At 58.3% G+C, this 21,683-nt stretch carries 15 protein-coding genes; 2 read left to right on the top strand and 13 right to left on the bottom strand.

The features are described from left to right. Positions 1–2 precede the first annotated feature (2 nt). From ribBA to glyA, 4 genes are read right to left on the bottom strand one after another with little or no spacing between them, the layout of a single operon-like run. Positions 3–1,115, bottom strand: a complete 1,113-nt coding sequence (gene ribBA, locus RE428_RS04865; protein ID WP_004580852.1) for a bifunctional 3,4-dihydroxy-2-butanone-4-phosphate synthase/GTP cyclohydrolase II — start codon at positions 1,113–1,115, stop codon at positions 3–5. A 45-nt stretch (positions 1,116–1,160) separates the two neighbouring features. After that, positions 1,161–2,288 carry a bifunctional diaminohydroxyphosphoribosylaminopyrimidine deaminase/5-amino-6-(5-phosphoribosylamino)uracil reductase RibD gene (gene ribD, locus RE428_RS04860; RefSeq protein WP_004580851.1) on the bottom strand — a complete coding sequence of 376 codons (1,128 nt, stop codon included), beginning with the start codon at positions 2,286–2,288 and terminating at the stop codon, positions 1,161–1,163. A gap of 50 nt (positions 2,289–2,338) precedes the next feature. Next, positions 2,339–2,857 carry a transcriptional regulator NrdR gene (gene nrdR, locus RE428_RS04855; RefSeq protein ID WP_004580850.1) on the bottom strand — a complete coding sequence of 173 codons (519 nt, stop codon included), beginning with the start codon at positions 2,855–2,857 and terminating at the stop codon, positions 2,339–2,341. A 57-nt stretch (positions 2,858–2,914) separates the two neighbouring features. After that, entirely contained in the window at positions 2,915–4,171 is a 1,257-nt protein-coding gene (gene glyA, locus RE428_RS04850) for a serine hydroxymethyltransferase (protein WP_004580849.1), read from the bottom strand. A gap of 306 nt (positions 4,172–4,477) precedes the next feature. On the opposite strand from glyA, the gene ettA reads away from it, so the two are divergent. Next, positions 4,478–6,139 carry an energy-dependent translational throttle protein EttA gene (gene ettA / locus RE428_RS04845; RefSeq protein ID WP_004580848.1) on the top strand — a complete coding sequence of 554 codons (1,662 nt, stop codon included), beginning with the start codon at positions 4,478–4,480 and terminating at the stop codon, positions 6,137–6,139. Between the two features lie 75 nt (positions 6,140–6,214). Continuing rightward, positions 6,215–7,600, top strand: coding sequence for a DNA repair protein RadA (gene radA / locus RE428_RS04840; protein ID WP_004580847.1), 1,386 nt, complete (start codon positions 6,215–6,217; stop codon positions 7,598–7,600). Positions 7,601–7,609: 9 nt separating this feature from the next. Here radA and RE428_RS04835 read toward each other — a convergent pair whose 3' ends face one another. The 9 genes from RE428_RS04835 to RE428_RS04795 form a co-directional block, all read right to left on the bottom strand. Then, positions 7,610–7,984 (bottom strand): PilZ domain-containing protein, encoded by a 375-nt coding sequence (locus RE428_RS04835; RefSeq protein ID WP_004580846.1) that lies wholly within the window; start codon positions 7,982–7,984, stop codon positions 7,610–7,612. 117 nt (positions 7,985–8,101) lie between these two features. Beyond that, positions 8,102–9,166, bottom strand: a complete 1,065-nt coding sequence (hemE, locus tag RE428_RS04830) for a uroporphyrinogen decarboxylase (protein ID WP_004580845.1) — start codon at positions 9,164–9,166, stop codon at positions 8,102–8,104. 61 nt (positions 9,167–9,227) lie between these two features. Then, the gene (locus RE428_RS04825; RefSeq protein ID WP_004580844.1) at positions 9,228–10,646 is read right to left on the bottom strand and encodes an FAD-dependent oxidoreductase; all 1,419 of its coding nucleotides are present in this window, start codon (positions 10,644–10,646) and stop codon (positions 9,228–9,230) included. A 54-nt stretch (positions 10,647–10,700) separates the two neighbouring features. Beyond that, positions 10,701–15,149 carry a glutamate synthase large subunit gene (gene gltB, locus RE428_RS04820; RefSeq protein WP_004580843.1) on the bottom strand — a complete coding sequence of 1,483 codons (4,449 nt, stop codon included), beginning with the start codon at positions 15,147–15,149 and terminating at the stop codon, positions 10,701–10,703. A gap of 302 nt (positions 15,150–15,451) precedes the next feature. Next, positions 15,452–17,167, bottom strand: coding sequence for an AAA family ATPase (locus RE428_RS04815; RefSeq protein WP_004580842.1), 1,716 nt, complete (start codon positions 17,165–17,167; stop codon positions 15,452–15,454). A gap of 47 nt (positions 17,168–17,214) precedes the next feature. Continuing rightward, entirely contained in the window at positions 17,215–18,303 is a 1,089-nt protein-coding gene (aroB, locus tag RE428_RS04810) for a 3-dehydroquinate synthase (protein WP_004580841.1), read from the bottom strand. Further along, on the bottom strand, positions 18,296–18,862 hold the full coding sequence (gene aroK / locus RE428_RS04805) for a shikimate kinase AroK (RefSeq protein ID WP_040882498.1): 567 nt from the start codon (positions 18,860–18,862) through the stop codon (positions 18,296–18,298). The genes aroB and aroK overlap by 8 nt, the downstream gene beginning before the upstream one ends. 133 nt (positions 18,863–18,995) lie before the next feature. Continuing rightward, a complete protein-coding gene (locus RE428_RS04800; protein ID WP_040882496.1) occupies positions 18,996–21,122 on the bottom strand; it encodes a type IV pilus secretin PilQ in 2,127 nt (708 codons plus the stop codon). A gap of 11 nt (positions 21,123–21,133) precedes the next feature. After that, entirely contained in the window at positions 21,134–21,682 is a 549-nt protein-coding gene (locus RE428_RS04795) for a pilus assembly protein PilP (protein ID WP_040882494.1), read from the bottom strand. Position 21,683 lies beyond the last annotated feature (1 nt).

Below are 21,683 nucleotides of genomic sequence, written 5' to 3'. Positions count from 1 at the left end.
GATTAAGGGTTATAGGGCAGATACTCGACCACTTCCAGATCGAAACCGGAAATGGCGGAGAACTTGATTGGTGCACTGAGCAGACGCATCTTGCCAACGCCCAAATCGCGCAGGATCTGGGAACCGGTACCGACAGTGAAGTAAACGCCGGAACTGCCTTTGGTAGACATCGGCCGACGCTGCTCGAAAAATTCCTGGATCCGCTCATCCAGGTTATGACTATCTTCGAGACCGTTCAGGAGCACGACGACACCGCGCCCTTCTTCGGCCACCGTCTCCAGCGCATGATGCAAAGGCCAGCTGTGCGAGCCGGAGCGACGTGCACCCAGCAGGTCCCGCAAGGTATCCGTGATGTGGACGCGCACCAGCACCGGATCCTCCTTGCGAATTTCACCCATGGTCAGAGCAAGGTGGGTGCCGCCCTGGATCGTGTCCCGGTAGGAATGGAGCTTGAAGACACCGTGTTCGGTTTCAAGATCGTAGCCTTCGATACACTCGATCGTACGCTCGTGCAGCGTCCGGTAGTGGATCAGGTCCGCAATGGTGCCGATCTTGAGGCCGTGCTGCTCGGCAAAGGCTTCGAGATCTTCACGGCGCGCCATGGTGCCATCTTCGTTCATGATCTCGCAGATCACACCCGCCGGTTCGGCGCCGGCGAGGGCCGCCAGGTCGCAGGAAGCTTCGGTATGGCCGGCGCGGCTCAAGACGCCACCGGGATCGCTCATCAATGGGAATATGTGACCCGGCTGGACAAGGTCAGACGGCTTCGCATCCTTCGCTACCGCAGCGAGTACGGTGCGGGCGCGATCAGCCGCGGAAATTCCGGTGCTCACTCCTTCGGCAGCCTCGATGGACAATGTGAATTTTGTCCCGAAGCCTGAGGCATTTTTCTGGACCATCAGCGGCAATTCGAGTTGCTCGCAGCGCTGATGGGTCATTGGCATGCAGATCAGCCCTCGGCCGAACCGGGCCATGAAGTTGATAGCCTCAGGCGTACAGAATTCGGCAGCCATCACGAGATCGCCTTCGTTCTCGCGATCCTCGTCGTCCATCAGGATCACCATCTTGCCCTGACGGATATCTTCGATAATGTCTTCAATCGTATTCAGTGCCATAGGAAACTTGCACCCTCAAATCATGTGACAGGTCCGTGCCTGGCTTCAGTGCGTCCCTGACGTTGTTTGTCCGGACGGCGGAATTACCGGAATCAGGATCAGGCGCTGGTCATCGCCAACCTGGCGGCGCTCCCTGATGGTCCATTGTTTGCGGTCGGCCATGCGTGAGATGGCCAGGGTTACGGTGGGCATTCCATCGCTGCCGAGAAAAACCGGTGCCTGGTAGAGCCAAAGCTCATCCGCCAGGCCCGCACCGACAAACGCCCCGGACAGGACGGGGCCGGCTTCGACCAGCACCTCATTCAGTCCAGCATCACCCAGGACCTGGGCGACGGCATCCAGGTCGAGGCGGTTGGCAACAGCCGATACGCCATGCAGAACCGCGCCCTTTGCGCGCAACGCGTCTGCGCGAGACGACGTAAGACATTCTGCATCGCAAAAAATCCAGACCGGTCCGTTGGCTAGGATGCGGGCCGTTGGCGGTGTACGCAGTAGCCGATCGAGAATAATCCGTGGCGGCTGTCCACCCGGCGACACGGCGTTCTCCAACGCGCCCATCTCATCCGGACGTACCGTAAGCGAGGGGTCGTCCGCCAGGACAGTGCCAATACCTGTGAGAATGGCTGCACTCTTGGCACGCAGCCGCTGCACATCACGCCGGGCAGCCGTGCCAGTCACCCACTGGCTCTCACCGGAGGCCATCGCCGTGCGTCCATCCAGGCTGGCAGCCACCTTGATACGGAAGAAAGGACGACCGGTCCGCATATGCTTAAGGAAGCCGGGATTGAGTTTCTCCGACTCCGCTTCCAGCACGCCTCGGAGCACGTCTATACCCGCGTGTTCGAGAAGCTTAAGGCCTCGGCCCGAAACTGCCGGATTGGGATCGGTCATTGCCACGACAACGCGACCAACACCCGCCTCCACGAGGGCTTCCGCACAGGGCGGTGTGCGGCCATGATGACTGCAGGGCTCCAGCGTGACGTAAACGGTCGCGCCTCGCGCTTTCGAGCCGGCAGCCTTTAGCGCGTTTATCTCCGCATGGGGCTCGCCGGCACGCTCATGCCACCCTTCCCCGACGACCTCCCCGTCGCGCGTGATCACGCAGCCGACCCGTGGATTGGGATGCGTAGAATACCTGCCACGCCAGGCAAGCTGGATAGCGCGGGCCATCATCACCACGTCGATTTCGGAGTACGGGCTCGAGGAACTCAAGGATGCGCCCTTCAGCGTTTGGATTTGTCCGGTGTCGTCAGCGCCTTGGCTACATCCACCGGATCTGCCTTGTCGCCCATATTGACGCTCAGGCGCTCGATCTCTTCCTTGAACTCGTTGATATCCTGGAAACTGCGGTACACCGAGGCAAAGCGGACATACGCCACCTTGTCGAGCTGCCGCAACTCCGTCATGACCTCTTCACCGAGTTCCATCGACTTGATTTCCCGCTCTCCACGGGAACGGACGCGGGACTTGATGCGATTCAGGGCAGCCTCGATTTCCTCGATGCTGACTGGCCGCTTCTCCAGGGCCTTCATAATGCCCGAGCGCAGCTTGTCTTCATCGAAAGGTTGGCGCGTACCGTCCTGTTTGACCACCCGGGGCATGACCAGCTCGGCGGTCTCGAAGGTGGTGAACCGCTCCTTGCAGGACAGGCACTCACGGCGACGCCGCACCTGGTCGCCCTCAGCCACCAGTCTTGAGTCGATCACCTTGGTATCCGCTTCACCACAAAATGGGCAATGCATGTCGTCTGCTCCGGGACCGGTCGGGGCTCTGTCCTGAGCCCCTCAGTTCGTGCCGCTTCAGCCTGCGTATACGGGGAAGCGCTCGCACAGGGTTTTGACCTGCTCGCGCACCCGGTTGATAGTGTCTTCGTTTTCCAGGTTGTCGAGGATGTCACACATCCAGCCGGCCAGGTCACGACACTCGCCCTCGCCAAAACCACGCGTGGTTACCGCGGGGGTACCGATGCGCAGGCCCGAGGTCACGAACGGGGAACGCGGGTCGTTGGGAACCGCATTCTTGTTGACGGTGATGTGTGCCTTACCGAGGGCAGCGTCTGCGTCCTTACCGGTAATGTCCTGCTTGATCAGGCTGACCAGGAACAGGTGGTTCTCAGTACCGCCGGAGACGACATCGTAGCCGCGATCAATGAACACGCTGGCCATCGCCTGGGCATTCTTGACGACCTGCTTCTGGTAGTCACGGAACTCGTCGCCCATGGCTTCCTTGAAGCAGACCGCCTTTGCAGCGATTACGTGCATGAGCGGACCGCCCTGCCCACCAGGGAAAACGGCAGAGTTGAGCTTCTTCTGGATGTCCTCGTCCGCACAGGCGAGGATCAGGCCGCCGCGGGGGCCGCGCAGGGTCTTGTGGGTCGTGGTCGCGACAACGTGGGCATGAGGCACCGGATCGGGATAGACGCCGGCGGCCACCAGGCCAGCAACATGGGCCATGTCGACAAACAGGTAGGCGCCAACCTTGTCGGCAATCTCACGGAAACGGGCGAAGTCGAGGTGCTGTGAGTAGGCGGAGAAGCCGGCGACGATCATCTTCGGCTTATGTTCCTGCGCCAGGCGCTCGACTTCGTCGTAGTCGATCAGACCGGTTTCCGGGTTCAGACCATACTGGACCGCTTTGTAGATCTTTCCGGAGAAATTCACAGAGGCACCGTGGGTCAGGTGGCCGCCGTGGGCCAGACTCATCCCCAGAACCGTATCGCCAGGTTTGACGAGCGCCATGTAGACCGCACTGTTAGCCTGGGAGCCGGAATGCGGCTGGACGTTTGCATAGGCCGCACCGAACAGCTCCTTGGCACGTGCAATCGCCAGCTCTTCAACGACGTCGACGTGTTCGCAGCCACCGTAATAACGCTTGCCGGGATAACCTTCGGCGTACTTGTTGGTGAGCACGCTCCCCTGCGCTTCCATGACTCGCGGGCTAGTGTAGTTTTCCGAAGCAATCAGCTCGATATGAGCTTCCTGGCGTTCGTTTTCAGCCTGGATGGCATTCCAGACGTCATCATCGAAGCCGGCGATTTTCATTTCACGGTTAAACATGGATGCGCTGCCCCTGTAATCGCTATCAGTGAGAATGGCTAATCAGTGAAAATTGGAGGGCCCGTATTCTAGCCCAAAAGCCCCGCTGAAATCATCCTTTAACCCGCATGATACGGGTTTTCCGCGCCGGTTGGCAGGCGGCTCGCCGAATTGCCAAATCGGGCCTGTTTCGCTACCGTAAGAAACCTTCTGAGCTGGACATTTCGGGGCATTCAGCAGTCCCGGACGTCTCCATTCAACTGAGACGCTCTTACGTCAACCGAGACACTCATAGCGAGACACTCACAGAAAGGATACTGCCGGAACATGGCCCAATACGTTTACACCATGAATCGCGTGGGTAAGGTTGTCCCGCCCAAGCGCGAAATACTCAAAGATATATCCCTGAGCTTTTTCCCGGGTGCCAAGATTGGCGTGCTCGGTCTCAACGGGGCCGGTAAATCGACGCTGCTGCGCATCATGGCCGGTATCGACCAGGATTACATCGGCGAGGCCCGTCCCCAGCCGGGCATCAACGTCGGTTACCTGCCCCAGGAGCCGGAGCTTGACGAAACCAAGACCGTCAAGGAAATCGTCGATGAGGCGGTCGCCGGCATCCATAACGCTCTCGCCGAGCTGGACCAGGTTTACGCCGCCTATGCGGAACCCGACGCCGATTTCGACGCGTTGGCCAAGAAGCAGGGCGAGCTGGAAAGCTTTATCCAGGCCGCCGATGGCCATGACATCGAGCGTAAACTGGAAGTCGCTGCGGACGCCCTGCGCCTGCCGGCGTGGGATGCCAAGGTCGACAAGCTTTCCGGTGGCGAGCGCCGCCGGGTCGCGCTGTGCCGGCTGTTGATGTCCGGTCCGGATATGCTGCTGCTGGACGAACCGACGAACCATCTGGATGCGGAATCGGTGGCTTGGCTCGAGCGCTTCCTCCATGACTACACCGGTACCGTGGTAGCCATCACTCACGACCGTTACTTCCTAGACAATGTCGCCGGTTGGATCCTGGAACTGGACCGTGGTCAGGGCATTCCCTTCGAAGGCAATTACAGCCAGTGGCTGGAAGCCAAGGAAAAACGCCTGGAAATCGAAGCCAAACAGGAAGTCGCCCGCCAGAAGTCGATCAAGCATGAACTGGAGTGGGTACGCAGCAATGCCAAGGGCCGCCAGTCCAAGAGCAAGGCCCGCCTGGCCCGCTTCGAGGAGATGAATTCCCAGGATTTCCAGAAACGCAACGAGACCAACGAGCTCTACATCCCACCCGGCCCTCGCCTGGGCGACAAGGTGATCGAGGTCGATAATATCAGCAAGTCCTTCGGCGACCGGCTGCTGTATGAAAACGTTAGCTTCAACGTGCCACCAGGCGCCATCGTCGGCATCATCGGCGGCAACGGTGCGGGTAAATCGACCCTGTTCCGCATGGTCGCCGGCAAGGACCAGCCGGATTCCGGCAACATTACGGTCGGCGAAACGGTCAAACTGGCCTATGTCGATCAGATGCGCGACCTGGACGGCGACAAAACGGTCTGGGAAGAACTGAGTGACGGCCAGGACATCATTCAGGTCGGCAACTACCAGACCCCTTCGCGAGCCTACGTCGGCCGCTTCAACTTCAAGGGCAGCGACCAGCAGAAGCGTGTCGGCGACCTGTCCGGTGGCGAGCGCAACCGTCTACACCTGGCGAAGCTGTTGAAGGAAGGCGGTAACGTTCTGCTGTTGGACGAACCGACCAACGACCTCGACGTCGAGACCCTGCGGGCGCTGGAAGAGGCACTACTCAACTTCCCGGGCGCCGCTTTGGTGATCTCGCACGACCGCTGGTTCCTCGACCGGGTCGCTACGCATATCCTGGCGTTCGAAGACGACGGGGAGGTAGTGTTCTTCGAAGGTAATTTCCACGATTACGACGAAGACCACCGCAAGCGCAAGGGAGACTCAGCAATGGTGCCCCAGCGCATGAAGTACAAGAAACTGGCCTGATCGCCAGCGAGGTAGCCGGCCCTGCCGGCTACCTTTTCCTTCCGCCAGAACCCACACCTTTAAGCATCGAGATCCATGGCAAAGACCAAGACCGCCTACGTATGCACCGAATGCGGTGCGGAATACTCCAAGTGGCAGGGCCAGTGCAATGCCTGCAACGCCTGGAACACGATCAGCGAGGTCCGAGGCGTATCGTCGTCCTCATCGGGTGGACAGCGGGGATCGCGATTTGAAGGTTTTGCCGGGAGCCTGTCCGGCGTCCAGTCGCTGGATTCGGTCAGTTTGGCTGAGCAATCACGCGTTAGCTCTGGCATGAAAGAACTTGATCGGGTGCTCGGGGGCGGGCTGGTAGAAGGATCGGCCATCCTGATGGGCGGCCACCCAGGGGCCGGGAAAAGTACGCTACTACTGCAGACCGTTTGCCACTTGGCAGCCCAGTTGCCGGCACTTTACGTCACCGGCGAGGAATCCATGCAGCAGGTCGCACTGCGAGCCAAGCGCCTGGGCGTGCCCACTAAAGACCTGAAGATGCTGTCGGAAACCAGCGTCGAGCGCATTATCCAGGTCGCCGAGACCGAGAAACCGCGCATCCTGGTGGTGGACAGTATCCAGGTCATGCATATCAGTGACGTGGAGTCTGCTCCCGGCAGCGTATCCCAGGTACGCGAAAGCGCCGCCTACCTGACCCGCTTCGCCAAGCAGACGGGCACCATCCTGTTCCTGGTCGGCCACGTCACCAAAGACGGCAGCCTGGCCGGCCCCAAGGTACTGGAGCATATGATTGACTGTTCGATACTGCTGGAAGGCTCAAGCGACAGCCGTTTCCGGACCTTGCGCGGCATCAAGAACCGTTTCGGCGCGGTCAACGAATTGGGCGTGTTCGCCATGCTCGAGCAAGGCCTGAAGGAAGTGAAGAATCCCAGCGCTATCTTTCTCAACCGGGGCGATGAGGCGGCACCGGGCAGTGTCGTGATGGTCGTCTGGGAGGGTACACGACCCATGCTGGTCGAGATCCAGGCGCTGGTCGATGTCGCCCAGGGCAGTTACCCACGCCGCGTGGCTGTCGGCCTGGACCAGAATCGACTCGCCATGCTGCTGGCCGTACTCCACCGCCATGGCGGCATGCACTGCGCTGACCAGGATGTGTTCGTCAACGTGGTGGGCGGCGTAAAAGTCAGCGAAACAAGCGCAGACCTGGCGCTACTGGCGGCCGTGGTTTCGTCATTCCGCGACAAGACGTTACCGCAGGACCTGGTGATCTTCGGTGAAGTGGGTCTATCAGGGGAGATTCGACCCGTGCCTAGCGGTCAGGAACGGATCTACGAAGCATCAAAACACGGTTTCACGAGGGCGCTCGTACCCAAGGCGAACGTCCCGAGAAAACCTATCGAGAACATGAAAGTCATTGCAGTGACAAAACTCAGTGAAGCCCTGGACGCCCTACTGGACCTGGCCCACTAGCTAGAACCTTCAGGCACCGTCGAGGTAACGCAACTCCCGGTCCAATAAAGCCGGGTCCCCCAGGTTAAGCTCTACCAGGCGTTTCAGGTGTGACGCGCTCTCGATATCGATGTATTGGCACTTGAACCCCAAGTGGCCGTCTTCGATATGACGCAGTTCCACGGCCATGACGATACCGCTGTCACGGTCATTCAGGTGGATAACCACCTCGAATGGGTGGTTCAGTTGCGCCTTCCACTCGACCGGTCGCTTGACCAGCACCCCTTTCAGGGAAATATCCAGCACCTCCGTGTGCCACACACCATCTCCAACGTGCAGCTCGCAAGGCGCATCGAACAGGATTCTTTCAAAACGGCGACGATTCAAGGACCGGGCTTCACTCACGTTGGCGCACCTTCAGCTCTGAATAGAAAGGTTCACGTTGAACACAATCTAACTATAGCGCTGTACGGGAACGCGACCAACCTTGTTGGGTGGAGGTGCATGCCTGCCTTGTACTCGTTAGCGGTGATAATCCCCGCTTAGCTCGCACACTGCACGAATAAACGCGCCGGCATTCTCGGGATCGACATCGGGGGTGATGCCGTGGCCAAGATTGAAGATATGACCGCTACCCTCGCCATAGCGCGAAAGGATATCTGCTACTTCCTGGCGGATACGTTCCGGCGGCGCATACAGCATCGAGGGATCCATGTTGCCCTGCAGAGCCACGCGATCACCGACTCGCGCCCGGGCATTACCGATATCCGTAGTCCAGTCCAGGCCCAGCGCGTCAGCACCGGTTTCCGCCATGGCTTCCAGCCACTGGCCGCCGTTCTTGGTGAACAGGATGACCGGCACATGGCGACCGTCGTGATGGCGAATCAGGCCGTCGACAATCTTCTTCATGTACGCCAGGGAGAACTCGGCATACGCCCAACTGGAGAGCGTACCGCCCCAGGTATCGAAAATCTGCACGGCCTGGGCGCCGGCGCGAATCTGGGCGTTGAGGTAATCGGTCACTGCCGCCGCCAGCTTCTCCAGTAGCGCATGCATGACCTTAGGTTCGCTATACATCAGGCGCTTGGCTTCGCGGAAATCCTTGGAGGAACTGCCTTCAACCATATAGGTTGCGAGCGTCCAGGGGCTGCCGGAAAAACCAATCAGCGGAACACGTCCGGCTAGCGCTTCGCGGATCGCCGAGACGGCGGCCATCACGTAGTCGAGATCGGTTTCCGCCTTCAGTGAAGGCAAGGCTTCGACGTCTGCTGCCGAACGTACGGTATTGCGGAACTTGGGTCCCTCGCCAGTCTCGAAATAAAGCCCGAGACCCATTGCGTCGGGGATGGTCAGAATGTCCGAGAACAGGATGGCCGCGTCGAGCGGATAGCGCTCCAACGGCTGCAAGGTCACCTCACAGGCCAGCTCGGTGTTCTTGCACAGACTCAGAAAATCACCGGCCTTGGCGCGGGTGGCCCGGTATTCCGGGAGGTAACGCCCCGCCTGACGCATCATCCAGACAGGTGTACGGTCCACCGGCTGGCGCTGAAGTGCGCGCAGGAACCGGTCATTCTTGAGTGCTGTCATACTGCTCTCGTATTCAGGAACATGTCAGACGCCCCGCAAACGAGGGCGTCGAGAAAATCGATCAGACATCCAAAAAGTCGAGAATGCCTTCCGCCGCCTGGCGCCCTTCCCAGATTGCGGTCACGACCAGGTCGGAGCCGCGCACCATATCACCGCCGGCGAAGATCTTCTTATTAGACGTCTGGAACGGGAATTCGGATTCCTCCGGGGCGGTGACACGGCCAGAATCGTCGATACCGACCTCCAGCTTGTTGAACCAGTCGGCTGGACTGGGACGGAAGCCGAAGGCAACCAGCACGGCATCCGCCGGAATGACTTCCTCGCTGCCGGCTACCACTTCGGGGCGTTGACGGCCGTTCTCATCTGGCTCGCCCAGGCGGGTCTGAACTACCTTGACGCCTTCAACCTGATCCTCGCCGATAATCGCTATCGGCTGACGGTTGAACATGAACTTCACACCCTCTTCCTTGGCGTTGGCTACCTCGCGACGTGAGCCTGGCATGTTCTCCTCATCCCTGCGATAGGCACATGTCACACTGGCCGCCTGCTGGCGAATGGCGGTGCGGTTGCAATCCATGGCGGTATCACCCCCGCCCAGCACCACCACGCGCTTGCCTTTCATGTCGATGAACTCGCTGTCGGTCGCACTGAAACCAAGGCGACGGTCGACGTTGGACACCAGATACGGCAGTGCGTCGTAAACGCCCGGCAACTCTTCACCCGGAAAGCCACCTTTCATGTAGGTGTACGTACCCATCCCCATGAAGACGGCATCGTAATCTTCGATAATGTCTTCCAGAAGTACGTCCTTACCCACTTCCGTCGATAACCGGAACTCCACACCCATGGACTCGAAAATCTCACGCCGGCGCGTCATGACGCTCTTCTCGAGCTTGAACTCCGGGATACCGAAGGTCAGCAGACCACCAATTTCCGGGTAGCGATCAAACACCACCGGCTTGACGCCATTACGGGCCAGGATATCGGCACAACCAAGTCCGGCCGGGCCCGCGCCGATAACGGCCACCTTCTTGTCCGTCCACTTGACGTGAGACAGATCCGGACGCCAGCCCAGAGCAAACGCGGTATCTGTGATGTACTTCTCCACGGATCCAATGGTTACGGCACCAAAACCGTCGTTAAGCGTGCAGGCGCCCTCACATAGGCGATCCTGCGGACACACGCGTCCACAGACTTCCGGCAGCGAGTTGGTCTGGTGACAGAGCTCGGCCGCTTCCAGCAAGTTGCCTTCGGACACCAGCTGCAACCAGTTGGGAATGTAGTTGTGGACCGGACACTTCCACTCGCAGTACGGATTACCACAATGCAGGCAGCGGTGGGCCTGGCTGGCCGCCTCTTCCTGCTTGAACGGATGGTAGATCTCCTGGAATTCCTTTTTCCGCTTCTTGGCCGGTACCTTTTTCGGGTCGACACGGCCAACCTCGATAAACTGGAAATCGTTGTTCAGTCTCTCTTTCATCACGCGACTCTCAATTATTCAATTTCGATGCGGGAAAACTGGTGCCACACGCCCTTATTCCGGGCGTGCGCGGGTGCTGGCCAACAACGTGCGCAGGCTTGCAGCCTTGGGCTTGACCAGCCAGAAGCGACCAATGTAGTCATCGAAATTGTCGAGGATGTGCTCCGCCCATTCGCTCTGGGTCTCAGTCACATGCTCCCGGATCACAGTGCGAAGATGGTTGCGGTACGGCTCCATGTCTTCGCTGGAAATACGCTGGATTTCCACCAGCTCGTGGTTGTACTTGTCGACAAACGTATTCTGCTGGTCCAGCACATAGGCGAAGCCGCCGGTCATACCCGCGCCGAAGTTATGGCCAGTGTGACCCAGTACGGTCACCAGACCGCCCGTCATGTATTCGCAGCAGTGATCACCTACGCCTTCTACGACGGCGTGGGCGCCGGAGTTACGAACGCCAAACCGCTCACCGGCAGTACCTGCTGCGAACAGCTTGCCGCCAGTGGCGCCATACAGACAGGTATTGCCAATGATCGACGTTTCCTGGGTCTTGAAGCTGCTTTCGCGCGGCGGACGGACCACCAGCTTGCCGCCGGTCATGCCCTTGCCCACATAGTCGTTGGCATCGCCTTCCAGAATCAGGTTCAGGCCCCCGACGTTCCATACACCAAAGCTCTGGCCAGCCGTACCGGTCAGTTCCAAGGTGATCGGTGCACCTGACATCCCCTGGTTACCGTGTTTTTCAGCGATTTCGCCCGAGATCCGCGCCCCGATCGAGCGGTCGCAGTTCGTCACGCGGTACTGCCAGGTACCGCCGGACTTATTGGTGATCGCATCGCTGACAGCGGCGACCATCTCTTCCGCAAGCTGCCCCTGGTCGAACGGCGTGTTGCGCTCGACCTGGCAGGTATGCGGCTTGTCCGCCGGAATCAGGTCGTTACCCAGGATGGGGGTCAGGTCCAGATTCTTCTGGCGCGGCGTGTCGCCCGGCAGCACTTCGAGCAGGTCGGTTCGGCCCACGAGTTCTTCCAGGTTGGTTACGCCCAGCTTGGCCATCCATTCGCGCGTTTCCTCCGCTACAAAGCGGAAGAAGTTCATGGCCATCTCGACCGTACCCTTGAAGTGGTCCTCCCGCAGGCGATCGTTCTGGGTGGCAACACCGGTTGCGCAGTTGTTCAGGTGACAGATACGCAGATACTTACAGCCGAGCGCAACCATCGGCGTGGTGCCAAAACCAAAGCTCTCGGCGCCGAGAATGGCGGCTTTCACTACGTCCAGACCGGTCTTCAGTCCGCCGTCGGTCTGCAGGCGAATCTTGCCCCGCAGGTCGTTGGAACGCAGGGCCTGCTGGGCCTCGCTCAGCCCCAATTCCCAGGGCGAGCCGGCGTAGCGGATCGAGGTCAGCGGACTGGCCGCCGTACCACCGTCGTAACCGGAAATGGTGATCAGGTCCGCATAGGCTTTCGCGACACCCGCCGCGACCGTACCCACACCCGGTTCCGACACCAGTTTGACCGATACCAGGGCCTTGGGGTTGACCTGCTTGAGGTCGAAGATCAGTTGCGCCAGGTCTTCGATCGAATAGATATCGTGGTGCGGTGGCGGAGAAATCAGGGTAACGCCCGGCACGGAGTATCTCAGACGAGCGATCAGCTCGTTGACCTTACCACCGGGCAACTGCCCGCCCTCGCCCGGCTTAGCGCCTTGGGCCACCTTGATCTGCATGACATCGGCGCTACGCAGATACTGCGCGGTGACACCGAAACGACCGGAGGCCACCTGCTTGATCTTGGAGCGACGATCGGTGCCATAACGAGCGGGGTCTTCGCCCCCCTCACCCGAATTGGAGCGACCACCCAGTGTGTTCATCGCCATTGCCAGCGCCTCGTGGGCTTCCGGCGACAGGGCACCTAGCGACATGGCTGCCGAATCGAAACGGGGAAAGATATTCTCGACCGGCTCCACCGACTCGATGTCGACGGACTTGATACCATCCCTAAAGCCCAACAAGTCGCGGAGGGTTGCTACAGGACGCTCGTTCACCAACCCGGCATACTCACGGTAGGTGCCGTAGTCGCCGTCCTGTACCGCCCGCTGTAGCGTGCTTACGACGTCCGGGTTGAAGGCATGGTACTCCTGCCCGTGGACATATTTCAGCAGACCACCCTGGTTGATCGGCTTGCGATTCTTCCAGGCGATGCTGGCCAACAACTCCTGATCCTGCTGGAAATCGTAGAAGGTGGCGCCCTTGATACGGCTCGGAACACCCGGGAAACACAAATCGACCACTTCCTCCGATAACCCGATGGCTTCGAACAGCTGTGCGCCACGGTAGGAAGTAATCGTAGAGATCCCCATCTTCGACAGGATCTTCAACAGACCTTTGTTGATGCCCTTGCGGTAATTGTTCTTCGCCTCGATCGGATCCATCATGACCTCGCCCGTGCGAATCAGGTCATTGAGGATCTGGTAAGAAAGATACGGATAGACCGCTGTGGCGCCGAACCCGAACAGCACCGCAAAGTGATGGGAATCCCGGGCCCAGCCGGTTTCGATAATCAGGTTCGAATCACATCGCAGCCCCTTGTTCACCAGGTGGTGGTGCACGGCGCCCGTCGCCATCAGAGAGCTGATCGGCAGTTCGCCTTCCTTCAGTTCCTTGTCGGAGAGGATCAACAACACCTTACCGTCCAGTACGGCTTTTTCGGCTTCGTCACAGATGGCTTCGACAGCCTGCCGCAGGCCCAGCTCAGGGCGATAACTCAGGCGGATACGCGCAACTTCGAAACCGGCACGATCATTACTCTCAATCTTCAGGAACTTGGCAGGGGACAGTACCGGTGTCGACAGGATAATCCGATTAGCGTGATCCGGCGTTTCTTCGAAGACGTTACGCTCTGCGCCCAGACAGGTTTCCAACGACATGACAATCGCTTCCCGCAGCGGGTCGATCGCCGGGTTCGTCACCTGGGCAAACTTCTGACGGAAGTAATCCGCTACATGGCGAACGCGGCTGGAAAGGACCGCCATAGGGGTGTCATCACCCATCGAACCGACTGCTTCCTGGCCATTCTCCGCCAGGGGACGCAGGACCTGATCCCGCTCCTCGAAGGAGACGTGGAACATCTTCTGATGGACCTTGAGTTCCTCGGATTCCATCAGTTTGAATTCCGGCGTGTCCTGGTTCAGCGTCGCCTCGACCCGCAGCGCATTCTCGCGCAGCCAGCGCTTGTAGGGCTGACTGTTCTTGAGACGGCTGTCGATATCCTTGGTATGCAGCACCTGGCCCGATTCAGTATCGACCGCCAGGATCTGACCCGGCCCAACACGGCCTTTAGCCACGACGTCTTCCGGCTTGTAGCTATAGGTACCGATTTCGGAGGCCAGCGTAATGAAGTCGTCCTTGGTGATCACCCAACGCGCCGGCCGTAGGCCGTTGCGGTCGAGCATACATACGGCATGACGGCCATCGGACAGTACGATACCGGCGGGGCCATCCCACGGTTCCATATGCATGGAGTTGTATTCGTAGAACGCGCGCAGATCGGAATCCATGGTGTCGACGTTCTGCCACGCGGGCGGAATCATCATCCGGACTGCACGGAACAGGTCCACGCCGCCGGCCAAAAGGATTTCCAGCATATTATCCATGCTGGAAGAGTCGGAACCGGTACGGTTGACGAGAGGCTGCAGGGTTTGCAGGTCCGGCAGGTCGTTCGACTTGAACTTGGACGCACGGGCGATGGCCCAATTACGGTTGCCCTCGACGGTGTTGATCTCGCCGTTGTGCGCCAGGAAACGGAACGGTTGGGCCAACGGCCAGCGCGGCATGGTGTTGGTCGAGAAACGCTGGTGGAACACGCAGATCGCTGTTTCCAGGTCCGGATCGCCGAGATCCCGGTAGAAGGTCGGCAGATCCGACGGCATCATTAGCCCTTTGTAGGCCAGCGTCTTATGGGACAGGCTACAGATGTAGAACTCGCTATCGTCGGCCATCTCCCGCTCGGTGTGGCGGCGACTCAGGAAAAGACTGATGGCGAACTCCCGCTCACCCTTGCCGGCGGATTCAACGAACACCTGCTCAATACGCGGCAGGCAGTCGAGCGCCATGGGACCCAGGCAATCGCTTTCGGTGGGTACTTCACGCCAGCCCACGACCTGTAGACCTTGTTCTACCAAGTGCTTTTCCAGTGTTTTGCGACCACGCTCGGCCTTTTTCTCATCCTGATCGAGAAAGATCATGCCGACGCCATACAGATCGCTGAGCTTCTTACCGAAACTCTGCTGGGCAGCCTTGCGTAGGAAGGTATCGGGTTTCTGCAGCAATAGGCCGCAGCCGTCACCGGTCTTGCCGTCCGCTGCAATGCCACCTCGGTGGGTCATGCAGGTCAGCGACTCGATGGCAGTTTGCAGCAACTTGTGACTGACCTGTCCCTTCATGTGGGCGATCAGGCCAAATCCACAGTTGTCCCGGAACTCACTGGGATGATACAAACCTGTCATCATAAGCGTTCTCTCACATAAAAATTCTTTTCAATCAATGGTATAGCCGCCGAGCCCAGGCGCAACACCCACTGACACTGAAAATGGGGGCTGGCTATTTTACATGCGCACTAATACCTACTCAAATGATTGAGCAATTTTTAGCGCATATACGGAATAAAGAATTGATGAGATTGGGGTAAAAAAGAATAAAAAACAGTGCCGTATGCGCCCGAACGGCTCATGCCACGACTGGCAACGCCTTGCTGGCGAGTTCGGAATCACAGACACTGCATTAAGAGACTTCCGAGACTTGCAGAAGTTCCCTAAAGTCCTGAAAAAGAACGGATCCAGACATCACGCTGGGCCAGTTCTTGCGGAAGCTGACCAATTACCCGGTCCGCTTCGTCCCGGCTGGCGAACCCTCCGTAGATCACAACATACCATGGTTTGCCTTTTCGTGTAGAGCGGGTGTACACCAATTCTTCCACACTCGGGTGCTGCGCCAGAAAATCAGTTGCCGTATCCTCCTCGTAACCCGCTATGTACTGGGCGGTATAACCTTCCCTCGTCCGCAACTGCTCTACTGGGCGGAAACGTCCCGGGTTGGCCACGTCGAACCCAGGCTCCGATTCTGGAGCGGACGAAACGGCAGACTCGACAAGAGCAGCACTTTCGGCCACTTCGGGTGAGGGCGAACCCTCGCTGGAAGACGCCTGCTGAGCAAAAGACAAAGTATCCTGCTCCGCGGCAGCCCCCTCATCGCTGCTCGGGTCGACGGAACCTGTCGGATCGAGCTCAGGCAAGACGCTCTCGGGTCTGGAGGAACCTTCGTCCTCCGTCGGCACAGCCCCAATCTCGGCCGTAGCAGGTTCTTCTTTTGAAGCTTCAACTTCAGTCGATGGAACCTCTCCATCAACCTGCTCGGCTCCGGTATCCAACGCCCCAATCGACTGATCTTCAACGGTGGCGGCCGGCGGCGATTGGGCAGTATCGGCAGCCCCCGCCTCTACTCCTCGACCTTCATCCGGTTCATCTCTAGTATTGGACATGTCAGCCCAAATGTTCGAATCAGGCCCAAGCCGGACCGTTTGGCGCACCGGCTCTACCGCGGGAACCACGTCGGTTTCGGAAGCGACCATGGCATCATACTGCCAGGAAACCAGCAGCCAGGAGGCCCCGAGCAAGACCACTGCCAGCATTGGCCACATCAATTTTTTGAAACCTGGCCCAGCCTTGCGGGAGGGCTGCGGCTGGCTGTGCCCAGCCATACCCAGCCAGACTGCGGGCGCTGTACGCTTGAGGCGCGAAAAACTGCCCTGACTCAACTCATGCAACTGCTTGAGGCGCCCACTATTCAGCAGCTCAGAAGAATCTCCTCCTGACCTTTCTATCCTCGGTGCCAGGTACTCGGCGACCTCGTCCCGCGTAAGGGGTCTAAGATGAACCTGGTGAACGGTTTGCCGCACGTTGTCACCGACATCAACAATCCCCAGCGACGTAATCAAGGTATCCGCCCCCGTCAGTACGGGCACCGCACATTGACTACAGTCAGCCGCTCGATGTGCCGCGAGCAATACGTGAACAACCGCCGCCGGCATATGATCAGCATCGTCTAGTAAAAGTACGATCCGTTGGCCCTTACGGGTCGCCGTTTCACTCCATTTGAAGAAACCAAAGATTGCATCCCGCGAAGAGCGGCCGGAGCCCAGACCGTGGTGAGCGATACGCAGCAAGGCGTCCGCCAAGCCCTGTTCCGTAGCGACCTCGGAGACGGCCAGGCGGTGAAATTTCAGCCTTTCAGATTCCGCTCGCACTAGCTCGGCCAGCAAACGCGTCTTACCGGAACCACGCTCCCCGGTAACCAGCAAGGCCATGTCGCCAAAGGCCGCAAGGTGCCTGATCGTTTCCAGTGCATATTGGCGTTGCGCGCCGGGGAAGAAGGGAGAGTCCATGGAAAGCGGATCCTGCCCCAGGCCATACCGTTCTTGGAGTCGATTAAACAGGGTGCCGGGATCACCGGTCAGGATGTCTTCAGCCATTGCGCCATTCCGGGAGATCTAGTCGGCTATCGACCGCTGTCCGAGGCCTAATGGCAAAAGTGAGCAAGCGTGTCATGCAGATCTTCGTTTCGGAAGGACGAAGTGACGACTGCTTTGCCCAGCGATTCGAGCAAGACAAGCCGAAGCGAACCATCGACATTCTTCTTATCGACCGCCATCAGTGTCATAAAGTGCTGCGGCGTCATGCCAGCAGGGGGGACCAAGGGCAGGCGGGCTCGTTCAAGCAATACCTGCACGCGCTCTACATCGGCATCCGCCAATGAGCCACTACGTCGTGACAGATCCGCTGCCATCAACATTCCGGTGCTTACCGCTTCGCCATGTAACCAAGAGCCATAACCGGTATGGGTTTCGATCGCATGGCCAAAAGTATGCCCCAGATTGAGGATTGCGCGAAGGCCGCCTTCCCGCTCGTCCACCGCCACGACGTCTGCCTTGCAGGCACAGGATCGGAAGATCGCCTCGGAAAGCACTCGGGAGTCCCTGTCATTCAACCGATCGATATTTGTCTCGAGCCATTTGAGGAATTCGATGTCCCGAATCAAGCCGTACTTGATGACCTCGGCAAGCCCGGCCGACATTTCACTGGACGGAAGGGTGGAAAGCGTATCGGTATCGATCAACACTGCTTGGGGCTGATGGAACGCCCCAATCATGTTCTTTCCTAGTGGGTGGTTGATACCCGTCTTGCCCCCGACCGAGGAATCAACCTGGGACAGGAGCGTGGTTGGAATCTGGATAAAGTTGACGCCGCGCTGGTAAGTGGCTGCGGCAAAGCCTGCCATATCACCGACAACGCCACCGCCCAAGGCGACCAACGTGGTTTTGCGCGTATGCTTCTTTTCAAGCAGGGCGTCAAAAATAAGGTTGAGCGTTTCCCAGTTCTTGTAACGCTCGCCATCTGGAAGAATAACGCTGTCCACCTGTTTTCCCGGAAAGCTGGCCTGCGCACGCTCAAGATAAAGCGGCGCTACTGACGCGTTAGTGACGATCAGGACACGATCACCCGGAGCGAAACTCGCCAGGTCTTCCTTTCCAAGTAGCCCCTGACCTATAACGATGGGATAACTACGCTCTCCAAGGTCGACACGGAGCTCACGGCGGGCTTCAGGCATGATTTTGACCTTCCTTCCTCAGGTGGCGCCTCTTGCGATGGGTGCGAGGCTTCAACCGATTCATCAACTGGCGCACAACGAGACGCGGGCTCTTGCGGTCCGTCATCATGACTATGTCCGCCAACTGACTGTATAGCGGGTCTCTATGGGCAAACAGATCGTCGAGTATCGACTTGGGATCATCGTGCTGCAACAACGGCCGATTGCGGTCGCGGCGTGTCCGGTCATACTGCTGTTCGACAGAGGTCTTCAAGTAGACGATAAGTGCGTTACGGCGAAGGCATTCATGGTTGGCTTGACGCATGACCGCCCCACCGCCGGTCGCAATGACCGCCCCTTTCTCATGAGACAGTTCTTCCAGGATATTACTTTCGCGCGTACGGAAGCCGTCCTCGCCCTCGACATCAAAAATCCACGGAATATCAGCGCCGCAACGCTCTTCGATCAGGCGATCCGAATCAATGAAATGATAACCCAGCTCCCGCGCCAACAAGCGGCCGATAGTGCTTTTGCCAGCACCCATGGGCCCCACGAGAACGATTCGCTCTGGCAACGACATAGTTCAGCTCAATTCGATACAGGGCGCAGAGCATAGCACAGCATTTGTTCAGGCGATAAGCACGGGGTACCGCGAAGACAGACATAAAAAAGCCGCCTCATTGAGGCGGCTTCGACGTTCGCTGACACTTAGGTTAGTTGATCAATTCTCCGCGCATGATGGAGGGCGTGATAAAGATCAGCAATTCGCTACGCTCGTCGATATTCTCAGTACGCTTGAATAGGCGGCCAATGTAGGGGATATCTCCCAAGAACGGTGTCTTTGTGATGTTGGTGGCTACCTCCGACTGGAAGATACCGCCGAGCACGACGGTCTCGCCATCGGCTACAAGGACCTGGGTAGTCACCTCATTCGTGTTGATTGCCGGTATACCCGCTGTAACTTCACCCCTGGAATCCTGATTCACAACCAAATCCATAATGATCTTGTTGTCCGGGGTGATCTGCGGAGTCACTTCAAGCGAGAGAACGGCTTCCTTGAATGAAACCGAAGTCGCGCCACTCGATGAAGCTTCCTGATAGGGAATCTCTTCACCAGACTTGATGGATGCCGTTTGACGATCAGCAGTCACGACGCGTGGCTGGGAGACAACTTCGGCCTTCCCATCGGTTTCCAGGGCGGACAATTCCAAGTCGACCAGGAAGTCATCACTTGCCCAACCAAAGGCAAACGACGATGCACCATTACCAGTCACCCCCAAATCCACGGCAAGAGCCCCTGGGAAGCTGATATCCCCAGAGCCGCCACCCGCGGCGTCGCGAGCCTCTTCAACAGCACCCTGAGAGCCACCTACGGAAAACACGTTATCACCGCTAACATCATAGGCCGCACCGCCCCACTGGATACCAAGACTCTCGGCGACGTTTGTCTGGGCTCGCACGATTCTGGCCTCGATAGAGACCTGGCGCACAGGAATATCCCACGTGTTAACCAAACGGCGAATCTCTTCAAGCTTCTCCGCAGTCTCTCTTACGCTGATGGTATTCGTACGCGCATCCGAAGAAATAAAGCCGCGCCCGGAAATGAGCTCCTCGTCAGCCTGGATCAAAGCGACGATATCTGCAGCCTTAGCATAATTAACCTGGATAATGTCCAGTCGAACCGGGGCCAACTCCGCAATCTGCTTGGAGGTCTCAAGCTCCAGACGCTCGCGCGCAGCGATTTCATCGGCCGGAGCCACCAGGAGAACATTGCCGATCTGGCGCTTGTCCAAACCCTTGGTCTTCAAAATCAGGTCAAGAGCCTGGTCCCAAGGTACGTTCTGCAGGCGCAGCGTGATGCTGCCACTTACCGTATCGCTGGCTACGAGGTTAAGTCCCGTGAAATCGGCGATGAGCTGAAGAACAGAACGTACTTCGATGTCCTGGAAGTTCAACGACAGCTTCTCGCCACTGTAGGGGAACTTCTCTTCACGACGGCTTTCAGCTTCTTCCTGCGTCAGCGGTTCGACGCTGACGGTAAACTCGTTGTCAGCCTGGTATGCCAGATAGTCATAATCCCCTTCGGGGCGAATCTCAATGACAGCGTCGTCACCCTGCATGAAGGTATCCACGCGGGTAACCGGCGTCGCGAAGTCGGTAACATCCAGACGACGACGCAGCTGTTCGGGCACCTGGGCATCATCCAACACCAGTCGAATACGACCTCCAGTCTCAGAGAGATCTACCGGAATGCCGGGGTTGCTAAGGGTAACGATTATGCGCCCTTCCCCGTTCGCACCACGGCGGAAATCGACGTTGGTGACTGCCTCTCCCTTCACCGATGAAGAAGTACTCGAAGCGGGCATTGCCTGGTTGGACGACGCCTTTGCAGAACTACCACCTGATCCTTCGCCGCCAATCCTCAGGGTAACTGTGTTTCCAGAAACGTCGGTAGAATAAGGAACGAGCTCAACAAGGTTAAATATGAGACGGGTCCGGTCATCGGTTTCCACCACGGTCATACTCTGGGCATTACCACCGCCCAGCGACACGCTGCGATTCTCCAGCGCATTTTGCGTATTCCGCAGGTCTACAGCGATGCGGGCCGGACGCTCGATGGTATAGCCGGTGGGCTGAGGAGGTGTGCCATCAAAGGTCAAGGTAACCTCAGTGCCGTCGCCGGGAAGCGACGTAAAATCGACATCGTTCAGGCTGACGGCTTGCGCCAATCCTGAAACCATGCCGAGCGCGGCCATGCCGAACATTAATGCGATTTTTCTATACATCGTTAGCCTCGACCCCAAACTTTTTTTTACAACAAGTCTTCTTTGATTATTCATAACGCCACTCCTTAGCCCTCATCCAGAGACAGGGATCGGGGGCGCTCCACCCAACCACCGCGGCCATTCGGCACGATTTCAATGAGCTCAATCCGGGTTTCGTTTACCCCGACAACCCGCCCGTAGTTCTGTCCCATATGATTTCCTTTGCGCACGCGATGGATACCGCCGGCGTTATCCTTGATTAACGCATAGAGTCCGCTACTACCGTCAGCTCGGCGCAACGTACCAACCATATTCAGCTCAGTCAGCTGGAAGTTCTCGAGCACTTCTTTCGGCCGATCGAGATCCGGCTCGATATCACTTTGCGGCTGTTCGTCGACCATTGTCAGTTGCACTTCCACTGGCACTTCGAATGGCGAGCGACGATCTGAAGCGGAGTAAGTAAACGCTTCATAGGCCTTGAATTCAGGCAGCGGTTCGACGAAGCCTCTCGGCTTGGAACGGGTTTCCGCCATAAACTGATCGAGATCGGAATAGCCACTACCTTGCGAACAGGCTGTCAGCAGCGATGCGAGACAGATGCTAGTCCAGGCTTTAACTGCATGCTTTTTCATCATG

The sequence above is a fragment of the Marinobacter nanhaiticus D15-8W genome (assembly GCF_036511935.1).
In the GTDB taxonomy this organism is placed as follows: domain Bacteria; phylum Pseudomonadota; class Gammaproteobacteria; order Pseudomonadales; family Oleiphilaceae; genus Marinobacter_A; species Marinobacter_A nanhaiticus.
Note: the sequence above shows the minus strand (reverse complement) of the source record. Positions and strands in the feature narration are given on the sequence as shown.